Genomic DNA, 14448 nt, shown 5'->3' with positions numbered 1-14448 from the left:
CCTAATGATTGTGAATTGTGAAAAGGAAAAGATTTTACTGACATTTCACCTTATTTTTTTGTGCAATTATACAAAAGTACCCGCTCCTCTCCAAGAGATTCACGGGTACTTCTTATCACCGTAGTTTTACCTATATAGTGATTAGTATTTTTCTAATACTAATACATCGTAACCATCTAACATTTTACGACCATCTAAGTAAGTAAGCTCTACTAAGAATGCAATTCCTGCTACAACTCCGCCAAGTTCTTCAACTAGCTTAATTGTCGCTTCAATTGTTCCACCTGTAGCTAATAGATCATCTGTAATTAATACGCGTTGACCTGGCTTAATTGCATCTTTATGGATTGTTAAAACATCTTTACCATATTCTTTACCGTAGTCAACTGTAATTACTTCACGTGGTAATTTTCCTAATTTACGAACTGGTGCAAAACCTACTTCTAACGCATAAGAAACTGGGCAACCGATAATAAAGCCACGTGCTTCTGGCCCTACTACAACGTCAATGTCTCTTTTCTTTGCATACTCAACGATTGCATCTGTTGCTGCTTTGTATGCTTTACCGTCGTTCATTAACGGTGTAATGTCTTTAAATACAATACCTTCTTTTGGATAATCCGGTACAATTGCGATATGTTGCTTGAAATCCATATTTCTGAATCCTCCTCAGATCTAAAAGGTTTGTAAATACAAATCCTTTACCCTAACTGTTCTACTTCTTTATGATTACGAATCGTTTCAAACCATGTATATAGTTGCTGATATGTGCTATAAACCAATTCTTTTTCTAATTGTAAGTGGTTCATTTTCTCACGATATGTGTTCGATTCAATTAAATCACGCTTTTGTTTTTTGTCTGCCATAAAAATGACGCCATCTTTTATTGTAACAAATTCTAACTCAAAAAACACCTGTGTCATGAAATTTACTGTATCTTTTGACCAACCTTTATGTCGACATAGTTGTTCTCCATATTGTCTTAAAGAAAATGGTGCTTTTTGGCTCAAGAACGAATAGTACCATTTAAAATGTTCCCTCGTTGGAACAGTACTAAATAAATGATTATTCTCTTGATAAAATAGCGTATAAATTCGCGACGGGAACCCAACTTTAAATAAATCTCTTAATTCATCTGTTCCTTTTGGCAAATCAAGTAACACGATGTATTGATCGTCTAAATGAGTCACTTCTGATGCATGCATCATATGCTCTTTAAAGTCTTCTAAAGAAAATTTATTCAATACCTCTTCAGAAAAATACACCATCGTTATTTTTTCTTTCGGAAGTTCTGCTACATTCGCTTCTATGTTACGCATACTACGCCAATCAAATAATTGCCACGCCTCTACAGCAATATCTTGTACCATTAATTGCGGCTTCTTAAAATTATTCCATTCATTGATAGATGCTTCTCCTATTACAGATACCTTTGCAACTGGAGAAATTTCTTTCGCATACGCACCAAATCCAAATCCGATTGTATCCAGTGTCGCTTGTCCATCGCGAAGAGCCATTTTCAAATGAGAGCCATCTGATCCGATTGCACGAATACTTTCTAACTCTGCATCCTTCACTGCAATACGCGGTTTTGGATTCCCAACACCAAATGGCGCTAACTTTTGCATGTCTTCAATTGCTGCCAGTGTTACATCCTCCACTTTACAAAAGACATCAACAGCTGTAATTGGAATAAAATCTTCTTCTGTTAAAATTACCTCTGCTTGTTCATTTAAGCGGCGGCGCAATTCATCTACATCATTCATATGTAGCGTCATTCCCGCTGCCATCGGATGTCCTCCGAAGTGTGGCAATAACTCTCTACAATCTGACAAGTTTGCAAACAAATCAAATCCTGCAATACTACGTGCTGAACCTTTTGCCGTTTCTTTTACAGGATCAATGCATAATACAATCGTTGGACGATAAAAACGTTCAACTAATTTAGATGCGACAATTCCAATTACACCTGGATTCCAGCCTTCTTTTGCCAGTACTAGTACTTTATTGTCTTCTGGCGGGAAATTATGTTCCACTTCAGCGATAGCTTCTTCTGTAATTTGCTTTACAATATCTTTTCGCAGTTTGTTCAGCTCATCAATTTCTTCAGCTAGCTCTTTCGCTTCTTCTGGATCATCTGATAATAAAAGATGTACAGCCGGCGTAGCATCTTCTAAACGGCCAACTGCATTAATGCGCGGTGCGAGTGAGAATCCAATGCTCTCTTCTGTAATTTCACTTTGCGAAACGTTAGCAACTTTAAATAGCGCCTTTAGTCCGATATTTTTCGTCATGCGCATATGCTTTAAACCGCGCTTCACTAGCAATCTATTCTCGCCATGAAGTGACACTAAATCGGCTACTGTACCAATTACTGCAATTTCTAATAAATGTTCTGGTACACGACCTAGTAGTGCATGTGCAACTTTAAATGCAACACCTACACCAGCTAAATAGTGAAACGGATATACACCGCCATCTAATTTAGGATGAATAATCGCAAGTGCTTCTGGCAATTCTGGTGGTGGCTCATGGTGATCTGTAATAATAAGATCTATTCCAAGCTCCTTCGCTACCTTCGCTTCATGTACTGCTGCAATACCAGTATCGACAGTAATAATTAGTGAGAATCCTGCGCTATGCGCCCAACGAAATGCTTCTTCGTTTGGTCCATAACCTTCTGTGAAACGGTTTGGGATATAAAATTCTACATTTGCACCTAATTCTTGCAAAGCAAGATATAACACAGTCGTACTACTTACTCCGTCCGCATCGTAGTCACCAAATATTAATATTTGCTCTCCATTTTGAATCGCCTTATTTACACGTTCTACCGTTCTATCCATTCCTTCTAATAAAAATGGATCATGAAATTCTTGATTTTCTGTATTTAAAAAATCTAAAATCTTATCTTCTGTATCTAGTCCTCTACCGAGGAATAACGAAACGACAAGTGGTGATAATTTTAATTTACTTGCTAATTCACTCACTCGCTCGTCATTATATTCTTTTTCTTTCCAACGCGTCTTCGGTTGTAACACGAAATCACCCCTTAACCTGTTCATTATACAAGACAGATTAAGGGGTGACAATATAATGCAAACTACGCTGCAATATCTATATACTAAAATGTTAATAATGTTTAATTTGGAGAATACGGATTTATATGTACAAACACATTTTGTACGTTATCTTGTTCCATAAGCGTTTCTTTCACATGCTTTCCAATGCGGTGCCCTTCTTCTACAGTAATGTATGGATCTACAGAAACTTTAATATCGACAATAACGTAATGACCATGCTCCCTTGCATATAAAGAACCGATTTTTTTCACACCATCTATTTGAAGTACTGCTTCTCTAAGCGGAACAACATCTTCCTCATGAAGAACATGATCAAGCGTTGCATGAATTGCTTCTGCCCCAATACTCCACGCCATTTTTGCAACAAGAAGTGAAACAAATAATCCTGCAATTGGATCGGCATATACAAGCCAATCTAACCCGAACTTACCACCAATAATCGCTGCACAAATACCGATTAAAGCTGCAATTGAAGAAAATACATCCGAACGATGTTCATATGCATTTGCAATAATTGCATCACTATTTACCCTCTTCCCTAATCGGAATTTATATTGAAACATTCCTTCTTTCACGATAATTGAAAGAACAACAGCTAAAATCGTAATTCCCTTCGGTGGTTCTAGTTCCTGCGAAAAAGCTTTTATAGACGAAATCGCTATCTCGATTCCCACAATAAATAATAATACTGCAACAATAATTGCTGAAATCGATTCCGCTTTACCATGACCGTACGGATGATCTTCATCGGGCGGTTGCTTTGCTGCTCGCAATCCAAAAAGTACAGCGAGCGAACCAATTACATCTGATGCAGAATGTACGGCATCCGCTAATAGTGCTTTACTGTTCCCAATATAACCAATTACCGCCTTTACAATCGCTAATATAATATTACCAACGATCCCGACAATAGCACCAAACTCGGCCTGTTTAAAACGTTCATCTTTTTCCATAATTAAAATCCCTTCTTTTCTTAACCTATCTTTTTATTGTAGCAAAAATAGCGATAACATCACCACCTTCTTCCATCTTACTTCTGTTAAAAAGTTGCTATCTTATTGTATCCACAAACGAAAAAAGAGATGCCTCATAAAGAGACATCATCTTTTTTATACTTGCGGTTCAGATTCTACTTTCTCAACCTTTTTCTTGTTTTTACCCTTTTTCAAACGACGGTTTTCAAGCATTAACCAAATTTGAGAAGCAACGAAAACAGAAGAGTACGTACCTACAACTAATCCAACAAGTAACGCAAACGAGAAGTTACGTAATGACTCACTACCGAAGATAAGTAACGTAATTACCGGGAATAACACTGTTAATACGGTGTTAATTGAACGACCAAGCGTTTGGCGGATACTTGCATTTACGATTTCTTCTAGGTCTTTTATATCGCGAACTCGTTTTTTCTGTTTGTATAATTCACGGTTTCTATCAAATGTAACAATCGAGTCATTAATAGAATAACCGATGATTGTTAATACCGCAGCGATAAACGTTAAGTCTACCTCTAACTGGAAAATACTAAATATAACAATCATAACGAACGCATCATGTAATAATGCAAGCACTGCAGATAATGCGTACGTAAATCGGAATCGAATACTTACGTATAAAATGATAACCGCAGAAGCAATTAATACTGCGATAAATGCATTTCGTGCAATCTCTTTACCGATTGTCGGTGAAACTGTACTTACGTTTGGATCTGTACCGTATTTATCATGGAAGAATGTTTTTGTTTTCGCAATTTCATCTTTTGATAGAACACCTAAAGTACGAACGGCGAAACCTTTATTGTCATCTCCAGTAGGTACAATATTTTCTTCCTTCACATCAATGTTCAATTCTTTAAAATCTTTATGAACATCTGATACAGTAACTGATTGTTTTGATTGCAAGTCGATACGTGTACCACTCGCAAAATCAATACCAAGATTCAATTTGAAAATTGGTAAAATAATTGCACCTGCAATTACAACTACAATCGAGAAAACAAGGAATTTATGACCGATATTTACGAAGTTAATACGATCAAATCTTGTCGGTGGATGTACTACACCTTTTGTTAATGGAATAATATCCTTTTGTTTCACACCAAAGTATGCTGGTTTTTTATCGAAGTAACGGCTCTTTACAAGTAATCCTAGTAAGAAACGAGTACCGAATACGTTCGTAACGAAACCAACTAAAATACTTACGATTAAACTTGTTGCGAATCCTTTTACAGAGCTATTACCATAAACAAATAACACACCAGCTGCTGCAAGAGTCGTAATGTTCGCATCTAAAATTGTTGCTAATGAACGATGGTTACCCGCACGAAATGCTGACATCATTGACTTACCAATTTTCAGCTCTTCTTTCAGTCTCTCGTACGTAATAATATTCGCATCAACTGCGATACCTACCCCGAGCACTAACGCCGCAATACCTGGCAACGTAAGCACTGCATGCATCCAGTTAAAGACAAGTAATGTAACAAAAATGTATAAACCTAACATAATAACCGCTACAATTCCTGGTAAACGGTAGAATACAAGCATAAATAAGAAAATAAGAGCGATACCGATCGCACTAGCGAAAATTGTTTGTTCTAACGCTTGTTGTCCAAATTTCGCTCCAACTGATGTTGAATACATTTCTTTTAAATCAACAGGAAGTGCGCCTGCATTTAATAAAGATGAAAGTTGTTTCGCACTTTCAACTGTGAAGTTTCCACCTACGATAGATACTTCAGCTTGATTAAACACTTGGCTTACTGTTGCTGCTGATAAGAACTTCGGATTCGGTTTTGCAGATTCTGCTTTGTATGAATCTTTTCCTTCTTCAAAATCAAGCCAAATTACCATTAAATTCGTTGGTGGTGGCATTTTTGAAATTTTTTCAGTTACTTCACGGAATTTATCAGCGCTTTTTAGTGTAAGACCTACGCTCGCACGGCCTTGCTCATCAAATGTTTGCTTCGCTCCGCCGCCTTTTAAATCCGTTCCGTCCATAAGAAGGTTGTCATCTACATCACGGAATGTTAATTTCGCTTGTGTTGATAACATTTCACGTGCTTTTTGCTGATCTTGTACACCAGCAAGCTGTACGCGAATTCGATCTTGCCCTTCGATTTGAATGTTCGGCTCACTTACACCTAGAACATTGACACGATTTTCAAGAGCGCCTACTGTACTTACAAGTACGTCTCGATCGATTTTATCACCTTTTTTGGCTGGTTTTACTTCATATAGAATTTCAAAACCACCGCGAAGGTCTAGTCCTAGACTAATTCCTTTTGCTATGTCTTTTCCTGCCGCACCAATTACTCCACCGATTAATAAAACGATGAGGAAAAAGGCGGCAATTCTCGTACCACGCTTTGCCATATGTACCCTCTTTCTGCTACTAACACTTTAAATAAATCTCTTACGATTTACTTTTACACGTGTGCATACGCCTAGTTAGTAGACTTCCTTTCTATAATTTTGCTAGTTCATCACTAGCTGTGTCGGTAAGTTTTTCACAATACCTACACTTTCATTATTTATTTTTTCTCTTCACTACCCCCTTTATATATAATCTTAGACATAATTATTTCCTCATTATCAATACCTATCATTATACTGCAAAAGGAAGAACAAACCAATTGCAGTCGGTTATTTATTTTCATATTCATCAAATGACCAAAGTGGTGCTTGATATGCTTCAACAGTTAAATAATTCATATATTCATTAGTACTTACTCTTAATACATCATTTACTAATTCATATAATCTAACATCACCGTTTATTTTTTTCCACTTCTTCACTTTAAGAAACTTCCAAATATCATCATCTGTTACTCGGTCATAACCGAACATGTGAAACTCTTCTACTTTGCTTTCTAAAACGACTTGTAACTGTCCGCGGTATGATTCTACCAAAGCCTCTTTTTCTAACATACATAAACATCTCCTTCTTATTTCAGCACGAAAAGTCGCTTTTAATCCCGCTCTAATGGACAGCAATAACTACTTTCAAGAGCACTCTCATACTTCACTCTCTTAAATGCTTGTCATTCTTGTCTCATACGTGCATATAAATTATTGTAAATCATTCCACTGATTTTGAGAAGGTAGGAGAAGACCATGACGAGACAAAGCTTTTTAAAAGGCGCATTTATTTTAATGATAGCCGGCTTTATTACCAAAATCCTTGGATTTATTAACCGGATTGTAATGGCACGTATTTTAGGGGAAGAAGGTGTTGGCCTTTATATGATGGCCGTTCCTACATTCATTCTAGCAATTACATTAACACAAATCGGCCTTCCTGTCGCAATCGCAAAATTTGTAGCAGAAGCGGAAGCTGTGAACGATAAACAAAGAGTTAAAAAAATATTAACAGTATCATTAGCTGTTACATCCGTTATTAGTATCATTTTAACAATCGGAATTATGCTCCTCACACCTATTTTAGCAAAAACATTATTAACTGATGAACGAACGTACTATCCATTAATGGCCATTTTACCTGTCGTTCCTGTTATTGCTGTTTCTTCTGTTTTACGCGGTTATTTCCAAGGGAAACAAAATATGAAACCTAGCTCTTATGCTCAAGTTATAGAACAAGTTGTCCGCATTACAATTATCGCTATATGCATTCAGTTATTTTTACCTTACGGTGTAGAATATGCTGCAGCTGGCGCTATGTTATCAGCCGTTCTCGGTGAAGTTGCATCGTTATTATTTTTACTCACTTTATTCCAGCGCGAAAAACATTTATCTATACGCTCTGGATTTTTCACTACTGTAAAGGAGAGCAAGGGTACATTTTATTCTCTTATGGATATTGCCCTTCCAACTACAGGAAGTCGTTTAATCGGTTCCGTTTCATATTTTTTTGAACCTATCGTTGTTATGCAAAGCTTAGCGATTGCCGGAGTTGCTGCCTCTGTCGCAACCCAGCAATACGGTATATTAAACGGTTATGCATTCCCACTTCTATCACTGCCAGCCTTTATTACATACGCTCTTTCTACAGCACTCGTTCCATCTATTAGTGAAGCAATGGCTAAAAGACAGCATAAATTAGTGGAACACCGCCTCCAACAAGCTCTTCGGATCTCATTAATTACTGGTGGGTGGTCAGTCGTTATATTATACGTATTCGCTTCTCCTATTTTAACTCTTATGTATGGATCGGATAGTGCAACAGCATTTATCCAGCTTCTTGCACCTTGCTTTTTATTTCATTACTTTCAAAGTCCACTTACCTCTGTTTTACAAGCTTTAAACTTAGCAAGAGCTGCAATGATGAATACATTTATTGGCGCCATCGTGAAATTAATCGTTATTTTTGTACTAGCTTCAAGGCCAGATTTTCAAATGATGGGGGTTGCCCTTGCAATTGCAGCAAATATAGTGACGGTAACATTCCTTCATTACGCTACTGTTTTAAAGAAAATTACATTTACCATTTACGCAAAAGACTACATTTTTGGCGGACTTGCTATCAGTATTGCAGGCGCTTTCGGTTTTTACCTTCATAAATATATAATTTTCTCTCATTCACTCGGCGTACAAACATTATGGGAAATCACTTTAACAACAATCGTTTATATCATCCTCCTCTTCACTTTCAAAATCATTCGAAAAGAAGAGTTAAGTCGACTTCCAATCATTCGAAAACTTTCATTTTTGAAGTAAACGGGCTTACTATTTCATATAGTAAGCCTCTAGTTTTCTTTCAAATCAACAAAAAATTGTCCGTTTTGAAAGCTGCAGTATAAAATTTGTGTGATATCGTTATAACCTAAGTTTTTTAATTTTCCAATGAGCCATTCGTCTGTATGTTCAATCATTTGTAAATGATTCAATTGAATTTCTCCATCAATAATAAGAGGAAGAGTAAACTGCAATGTATCCTGTTTACCTTTTTGTTTTTGAAAGACAGATAACTTCCCAGATGGTTCTAAAATAGCGTATTCTACATCTCGGATATCTCCAACTCCTTGCTCCCTTAATTGCATCAATAAATCATCTATATTATAACGCTGCTTTCTCATCTTCTTTTCATCAATTTTCCCCGCATTTACAAGAATAGCCGGCTCACCTTCTATTAAATGCCGAAATCGTTGAAACTTTAATGAAATGACTGACAAAATAATCTGTATACACATAAGAAAAGTCATCGGAACTAATTGGTGCCAAAGTGATTTATCGGTATTTTCAATTGCGACTACAGCCATTTCCCCAAGCATAATGAATACGACTAAATCTAATACACTTAACTCTCCAATTTCACGTTTACCCATAAGACGAAAAATAATTAATATGATGATATACAAAAGCATCGTCCGGCCAATGATTGATACCCATTCCATTTCTACATCTCCTTTTTACGTATAGACTCCCCTATAAAAAATAAACTAGTCTAACTTGGGCAAAAAGAAAATATGCTTGTATTAAAAAGGGGGAATGTATAAATGGATGGAACGAAAAAATTATCAACCGCAATCGGCTTTGGTATCATTACCTTATTAATTTTCGCATCAATTATTAGCATGGTTATGGCTCTTTTATTAAAGTTTACAGATATGACTGAAGAGACATTAGCCGTTACTATTTTTATACTAGCTCTTTTATCTATGCTTATATCCGGATTTACTGCCGGCAAAAAAGCACAAGGGAAAGGTTGGCTAGTAGGTTTCACAACAGGCCTTACATTCGCTATACTTGTTTTTCTAGTTAACTATTTAGGCTTCTCTCAAACTTTATCGAACTCCCAGTTACTTTATCAATTAGCATTAATGGGCGCGAGTACACTCGGTGGTATTTTCGGGGTAAATATGTCAAAACAAAACAACTAAAAAAGGCCCTGCACATTTCATGCAGGGCCTTTCTCATTAGTTTTTCACAACTTCACGGATCGCATTACGATCGAAAGTTAAGTGTGAACCACCAGATTTAATAACGATTTTCGTCTCATCTACTGATTCGATTGTACCGTGTAAACCACCGATTGTTACGATAGCATCACCTTTTGCTAACTCATTTTGCATTTGAGCAACTGCTTTTTGACGCTTTTGTTGCGGGCGAATTAATAAGAAATAAAAAATCGCAAACATCGCAACGATCATAACGATATTCATCATACCTGGATTCATCTTTTGTTCCTCCTTTTAAATTATGTATTAGAAGTTTTTAGCATTCGGTTTATTAAAGCCATACTGTTCAAAGAATTCTTCGCGGAAATCGCCAAGACGGTCTTCACGAATAGCTTGTCTCACCTGCTCCATTAAGTTTAACAGAAAATGAAGGTTGTGATAAGACGTTAAACGAATTCCAAACGTTTCATCACATTTCATTAAGTGACGAATGTACGCACGAGAGTAATTTTTACATGTATAGCAATCACAGTTTGGATCAAGTGGACCGAAGTCTCTTGCGAATTTTGCATTTTTTACAACTAGACGACCTTCACTTGTCATACATGTACCATTTCGAGCGATACGAGTTGGAAGTACGCAGTCAAACATATCAACTCCGCGAATTGCACCATCAATTAATGAGTCAGGAGAACCCACTCCCATTAAGTAACGTGGCTTATTATCTGGAAGAAGTGGTGTTGTAAACTCAAGTACACGGTTCATAATATCTTTCGGTTCCCCAACAGATAAACCACCTATAGCATAACCAGGGAAGTCCATTGAAACAAGGTCTTTCGCACTTTGACGACGAAGCTCTTCGAACTCTCCACCCTGTACGATACCGAATAAACCTTGATCTTGTGGACGTTCATGTGCTTTTAAGCAACGTTCTGCCCAGCGGCTTGTACGTTCTACAGATTTCTTCATATATTCAAAAGTAGCTGGGAATGGTGGACACTCATCAAATGCCATCATAATATCTGAACCTAATGCATTTTGAATTTCCATCGCTTTTTCTGGTGATAAGAATAATTTATCTCCATTTAAGTGATTACGGAAGTGAACGCCTTCCTCTTCAATGCGACGGAAGTCACTTAAACTAAATACTTGGAAACCACCAGAATCAGTTAAAATCGCACGGTCCCAGTTCATAAATTTATGCAAACCACCTGCTTCACGAACAATTTCGTGACCTGGACGTAGCCATAAATGATATGTATTACTTAAAATAATACCAGAATCCATTGCTTTTAATTCTTCTGGTGACATTGTCTTAACTGTTGCAAGTGTACCAACTGGCATAAATGTTGGTGTATCAAATGAACCGTGCGGCGTATGTACACGTCCTAAACGGGCACCCGTTTGTTTACAAGTTTTAATAAATTCATAACGAATTGCTGTCATAATTTACTCCTTTTATTTGTTTCCCATTTTAGCGTGAGATGCAACGAACATTGCATCACCGAAGCTAAAGAAACGATATTTTTCTTTTACTGCTTCATTATAAGCATGAAGTACATTATCCCTATTTGCAAATGCACTTACAAGCATAATTAATGTTGATTTCGGTAAATGGAAGTTTGTAATTAAACCATCAATTGCTTTAAATTCATAACCTGGGTACATAAAAATATCTGTCCAGCCAGAAGCAGCACAAAGCTTGCCGTCATGATCTGTCGCAATTGTTTCTAACGTACGAGTTGATGTCGTACCTACAGTAATAATACGTCCACCATTCTCTTTTACACGGTTTAATAATGCCGCTGTCTCTTCAGACATATGGTAATATTCTGCGTGCATATGGTGTTCTTCAATCGTATCGGCAGAAACTGGTCTAAATGTTCCAAGTCCTACATGTAGGGTAATGAACGCTAATTGAACACCTTTTTGTTTTAACTTCTCAAGTAACTCTTCTGTAAAGTGAAGTCCTGCAGTCGGTGCTGCTGCTGAGCCAATTTCTTTCGCATATACCGTTTGATAGCGATCGCGATCTTCTAGCGTCTCTTTAATATATGGAGGAAGTGGCATTTCCCCAAGTTCATCTAAAATTTCATAGAAGATGCCGTCATATGAAAATTCAAGATGACGTCCACCTTGATCTGCAGTTCCTGTGCAAGTTGCTTTTAATTTCCCTTCGCCAAAAGAGATAACAGTTCCTTCTTTTACACGTTTCGCTGGCTTAACAAGTGTTTCCCACTTATCGCCCTCTTCTTGCTTTAGAAGAAGTACTTCAATGTGTGCGCCTGTATCTTCTTTCACACCGTGCAAACGAGCAGGCATTACTTTTGTTTCATTTAAAACTAAGCAATCTCCCTCATGTAAGTAAGAAAGAATGTCCGTAAAATGTTTATGCTCAATATCACCTGTTTCACGGTCTAACACCATTAATCTTGATGTTTCACGATCTTCTAATGGGACTTGTGCAATAAGTTCTTCTGGTAAATGAAAATCAAACAGATTTATATCCATAACTATATCCACCTATTTCTTATTTAAATCGATTTATTATATACATAATAAAAGATAATACAATACTTAACACAATACATGTGATGATAGGAAAATAAAAGGTAACGTTTCCTTTTTTCACAAAAATATCGCCTGGAAGTCTTCCTATGAACTTCCAAGCTAATCCAACAACGATAAGTAAGATACCTGCTGTAATAAGCAATTTTGGCATCTCCGTCATACTTTTGGTATCTCCATTCCGAAATGCTCATAAGCAAGTGGTGTTACAATTCGACCCCTTGGCGTTCGTTGTAAAAAGCCAATTTGTAGTAAATACGGCTCATATACATCTTCAATCGTATGGGATTCTTCTCCAATCGTTGCCGAAACTGTTTCTAATCCAACTGGACCACCACGGAATTTCTCAATAATACCAAGCAATAATTTATGATCAATATGATCTAGACCTAATTTATCTACTTGCAGTAGTTCTAACGCCATTTGTGTAATTTCCATTGTAACCGTTCCGTTACCACGAACTTGTGCGAAATCTCGTACACGTCGTAATAAACGATTCGCAATACGAGGTGTACCACGAGCACGTCTTGCAATTTCTAGTGCGGCTAACGAATCAATTTCAACTTCGAATACTTCTGCTGTACGTTCAACAATCTCAGAAAGCTGATCTACTGTGTAATACTCTAATCTTGAAAGTACACCGAAACGGTCACGAAGCGGCGCTGATAATGCCCCCGCACGGGTCGTTGCTCCAACTAATGTAAATGGCGGTAAATCTAAACGTACAGACCGTGCTGATGGCCCTTTTCCAATTACGATATCAAGGCAAAAATCTTCCATCGCAGGATATAACACTTCTTCAATTGACCTATGCAAACGATGAATTTCATCAATAAATAATACATCACCCGGCTGAAGTGCTGTTAATACAGCTGCTAAATCTCCCGGCCTTTCAATTGCTGGACCTGAAGTTGTTCTAACATTTACGCCCATTTCATTAGCAATAATATTGGCAAGCGTCGTTTTACCAAGTCCTGGTGGTCCATATAGAAGCACATGATCTAACGTTTCTTCACGCATTTTCGCTGCTTCAATAAATACCTCTAAATTATGTTTCGCTTTATCTTGGCCAATATACTGACGGAGCGTCTGTGGCCGTAATGAATATTCTAAATCCGAATCTTCATATGCAGATTCCCCTGAAAGGAGACGTTCGTCCATTATACTCACCTCTTACCATTTAGTAAAAGACTAAGTGCCTTTTTAATATACTGATCCGTCGTTAATGATTCTTTTAATAACTCTGGTACAACGCGAGAAACTTCTCGTTCTGCGTATCCAAGTGCGCGCAGAGCTTCCAGCGCCTCATCAAGCTCAGCTGATGAACCTTTCTTCTCATCAAAACGTTCTGTGTCTGAGAATAAATCAACAAATGCATCTGGCACGACATCAGCTAGTTTTCCTTTTAAATCTAAAATCATTTGGCGCGCTGTTTTCTTTCCAACGCCCGGGAACTTCACTAAAAACTTCTCATCTTCATGTTCAATCGCTTGAACGACCTGTCCTGTTTGACCAGAAGCTAAAATTGCAAGTGCACCTTTTGGTCCAATGCCAGACACACCTAACAATTTTGTAAATAATAAACGCTCTTCACGTGTTTTAAACCCGTAAAGTGCCATAATATCTTCTCTCACATAATGATATGTATAGACACGGATTTCTTGCTTACTTCTTTGAAATACATACGGATTTGGCGTGAAAATTTGATAACCAATTCCATTATGGTCAATTACGACATATTCCGGTCCTACATACTCCACGTAACCTGTAACATATTCAAACAAAATACGATCTCTCCCTCTTAAATCATGTATTCCATTTTAACATATTTAATGATAGAAAAGCGAGACTACCCCAACAAATGTTCTCCATTTGAAACTTCTGTTATTTTCCATTGACAGAAAGTATGAAGCACCTTAATATACAGAAGTCGATAATGAT

14 protein-coding genes are annotated in these 14448 nt (G+C 37.2%); 2 read left to right on the top strand and 12 right to left on the bottom strand.

Annotation, left to right across the window (positions count from 1 at the left end; translation table 11 throughout):
* Positions 1–141: 141 nt before the first annotated feature.
* The 5 genes from DN392_RS03890 to DN392_RS03870 all read right to left on the bottom strand — a co-directional run bounded on the left by DN392_RS03890 (position 142) and on the right by DN392_RS03870 (position 7012).
* On the bottom strand, positions 142–654 hold the full coding sequence (locus tag DN392_RS03890; protein WP_000346221.1) for an adenine phosphoribosyltransferase: 513 nt from the start codon (positions 652–654) through the stop codon (positions 142–144).
* A 47-nt stretch (positions 655–701) separates the two neighbouring features.
* Positions 702–3041, bottom strand: a complete 2340-nt coding sequence (recJ, locus tag DN392_RS03885) for a single-stranded-DNA-specific exonuclease RecJ (RefSeq protein ID WP_000941221.1) — start codon at positions 3039–3041, stop codon at positions 702–704.
* 101 nt (positions 3042–3142) lie between these two features.
* A complete protein-coding gene (locus DN392_RS03880) occupies positions 3143–4036 on the bottom strand; it encodes a cation diffusion facilitator family transporter (protein WP_088321536.1) in 894 nt (297 codons plus the stop codon).
* Between the two features lie 156 nt (positions 4037–4192).
* A complete protein-coding gene (secDF, locus tag DN392_RS03875) occupies positions 4193–6457 on the bottom strand; it encodes a protein translocase subunit SecDF (protein WP_001119055.1) in 2265 nt (754 codons plus the stop codon).
* Positions 6458–6727: 270 nt separating this feature from the next.
* Entirely contained in the window at positions 6728–7012 is a 285-nt protein-coding gene (locus tag DN392_RS03870; RefSeq protein ID WP_000890214.1) for a post-transcriptional regulator, read from the bottom strand.
* A 186-nt stretch (positions 7013–7198) separates the two neighbouring features.
* On the opposite strand from DN392_RS03870, the gene spoVB reads away from it, so the two are divergent.
* Positions 7199–8758: a stage V sporulation protein B gene (spoVB, locus tag DN392_RS03865; protein WP_000198305.1), complete on the top strand. Its 1560-nt coding sequence runs from the start codon at positions 7199–7201 to the stop codon at positions 8756–8758.
* Positions 8759–8787: 29 nt separating this feature from the next.
* Here the strand turns inward: spoVB and DN392_RS03860 are convergent, their stop codons facing one another.
* Positions 8788–9435: a DUF421 domain-containing protein gene (locus DN392_RS03860; RefSeq protein WP_000455380.1), complete on the bottom strand. Its 648-nt coding sequence runs from the start codon at positions 9433–9435 to the stop codon at positions 8788–8790.
* Between the two features lie 102 nt (positions 9436–9537).
* Here DN392_RS03860 and DN392_RS03855 point away from each other — a divergent pair, with 102 nt between their 5' ends.
* Entirely contained in the window at positions 9538–9921 is a 384-nt protein-coding gene (locus DN392_RS03855) for a TIGR04086 family membrane protein (protein ID WP_000349129.1), read from the top strand.
* A gap of 36 nt (positions 9922–9957) precedes the next feature.
* On the opposite strand, the gene yajC is transcribed toward DN392_RS03855, so the two are convergent.
* Genes yajC through ruvA form a run of 6 tightly spaced genes read right to left on the bottom strand, consistent with a single transcriptional unit; the run spans position 9958 to position 14291 of the window.
* Entirely contained in the window at positions 9958–10218 is a 261-nt protein-coding gene (gene yajC / locus DN392_RS03850; protein WP_001068064.1) for a preprotein translocase subunit YajC, read from the bottom strand.
* Positions 10219–10245: 27 nt separating this feature from the next.
* Positions 10246–11385, bottom strand: a complete 1140-nt coding sequence (tgt, locus tag DN392_RS03845) for a tRNA guanosine(34) transglycosylase Tgt (RefSeq protein ID WP_000125371.1) — start codon at positions 11383–11385, stop codon at positions 10246–10248.
* Between the two features lie 12 nt (positions 11386–11397).
* Positions 11398–12450, bottom strand: a complete 1053-nt coding sequence (gene queA, locus DN392_RS03840; protein WP_048565737.1) for a tRNA preQ1(34) S-adenosylmethionine ribosyltransferase-isomerase QueA — start codon at positions 12448–12450, stop codon at positions 11398–11400.
* A 19-nt stretch (positions 12451–12469) separates the two neighbouring features.
* A complete protein-coding gene (locus DN392_RS03835; RefSeq protein ID WP_000138162.1) occupies positions 12470–12670 on the bottom strand; it encodes a DUF2905 domain-containing protein in 201 nt (66 codons plus the stop codon).
* The gene (gene ruvB, locus DN392_RS03830; RefSeq protein WP_000344465.1) at positions 12667–13668 is read right to left on the bottom strand and encodes a Holliday junction branch migration DNA helicase RuvB; all 1002 of its coding nucleotides are present in this window, start codon (positions 13666–13668) and stop codon (positions 12667–12669) included. Before ruvB ends, DN392_RS03835 begins: the two co-directional genes overlap by 4 nt.
* A gap of 5 nt (positions 13669–13673) precedes the next feature.
* On the bottom strand, positions 13674–14291 hold the full coding sequence (ruvA, locus tag DN392_RS03825; RefSeq protein WP_000464511.1) for a Holliday junction DNA helicase RuvA: 618 nt from the start codon (positions 14289–14291) through the stop codon (positions 13674–13676).
* Positions 14292–14448: the final 157 nt, after the last annotated feature.

Source organism: Bacillus sp. BB51/4, from assembly GCF_008368845.1.
Classification (GTDB): Bacteria; Bacillota; Bacilli; order Bacillales; family Bacillaceae_G; genus Bacillus_A; species Bacillus_A wiedmannii.
This window is presented reverse-complemented; position numbering and strand designations above follow the sequence as displayed.

Coding starts and splice junctions, on each gene's coding strand:
- DN392_RS03890 (WP_000346221.1), bottom strand. CDS start 654: ATGGATTTCAAGCAACATATCGCAATTGTACCGGATTATCCAAAAGAA.
- DN392_RS03880 (WP_088321536.1), bottom strand. CDS start 4,036: ATGGAAAAAGATGAACGTTTTAAACAGGCCGAGTTTGGTGCTATTGTC.
- secDF (WP_001119055.1), bottom strand. CDS start 6,457: ATGGCAAAGCGTGGTACGAGAATTGCCGCCTTTTTCCTCATCGTTTTA.
- DN392_RS03870 (WP_000890214.1), bottom strand. CDS start 7,012: ATGTTAGAAAAAGAGGCTTTGGTAGAATCATACCGCGGACAGTTACAA.
- spoVB (WP_000198305.1), top strand. CDS start 7,199: ATGACGAGACAAAGCTTTTTAAAAGGCGCATTTATTTTAATGATAGCC.
- DN392_RS03860 (WP_000455380.1), bottom strand. CDS start 9,435: ATGGAATGGGTATCAATCATTGGCCGGACGATGCTTTTGTATATCATC.
- DN392_RS03855 (WP_000349129.1), top strand. CDS start 9,538: ATGGATGGAACGAAAAAATTATCAACCGCAATCGGCTTTGGTATCATT.
- yajC (WP_001068064.1), bottom strand. CDS start 10,218: ATGAATCCAGGTATGATGAATATCGTTATGATCGTTGCGATGTTTGCG.
- tgt (WP_000125371.1), bottom strand. CDS start 11,385: ATGACAGCAATTCGTTATGAATTTATTAAAACTTGTAAACAAACGGGT.
- queA (WP_048565737.1), bottom strand. CDS start 12,450: ATGGATATAAATCTGTTTGATTTTCATTTACCAGAAGAACTTATTGCA.
- DN392_RS03835 (WP_000138162.1), bottom strand. CDS start 12,670: ATGACGGAGATGCCAAAATTGCTTATTACAGCAGGTATCTTACTTATC.
- ruvB (WP_000344465.1), bottom strand. CDS start 13,668: ATGGACGAACGTCTCCTTTCAGGGGAATCTGCATATGAAGATTCGGAT.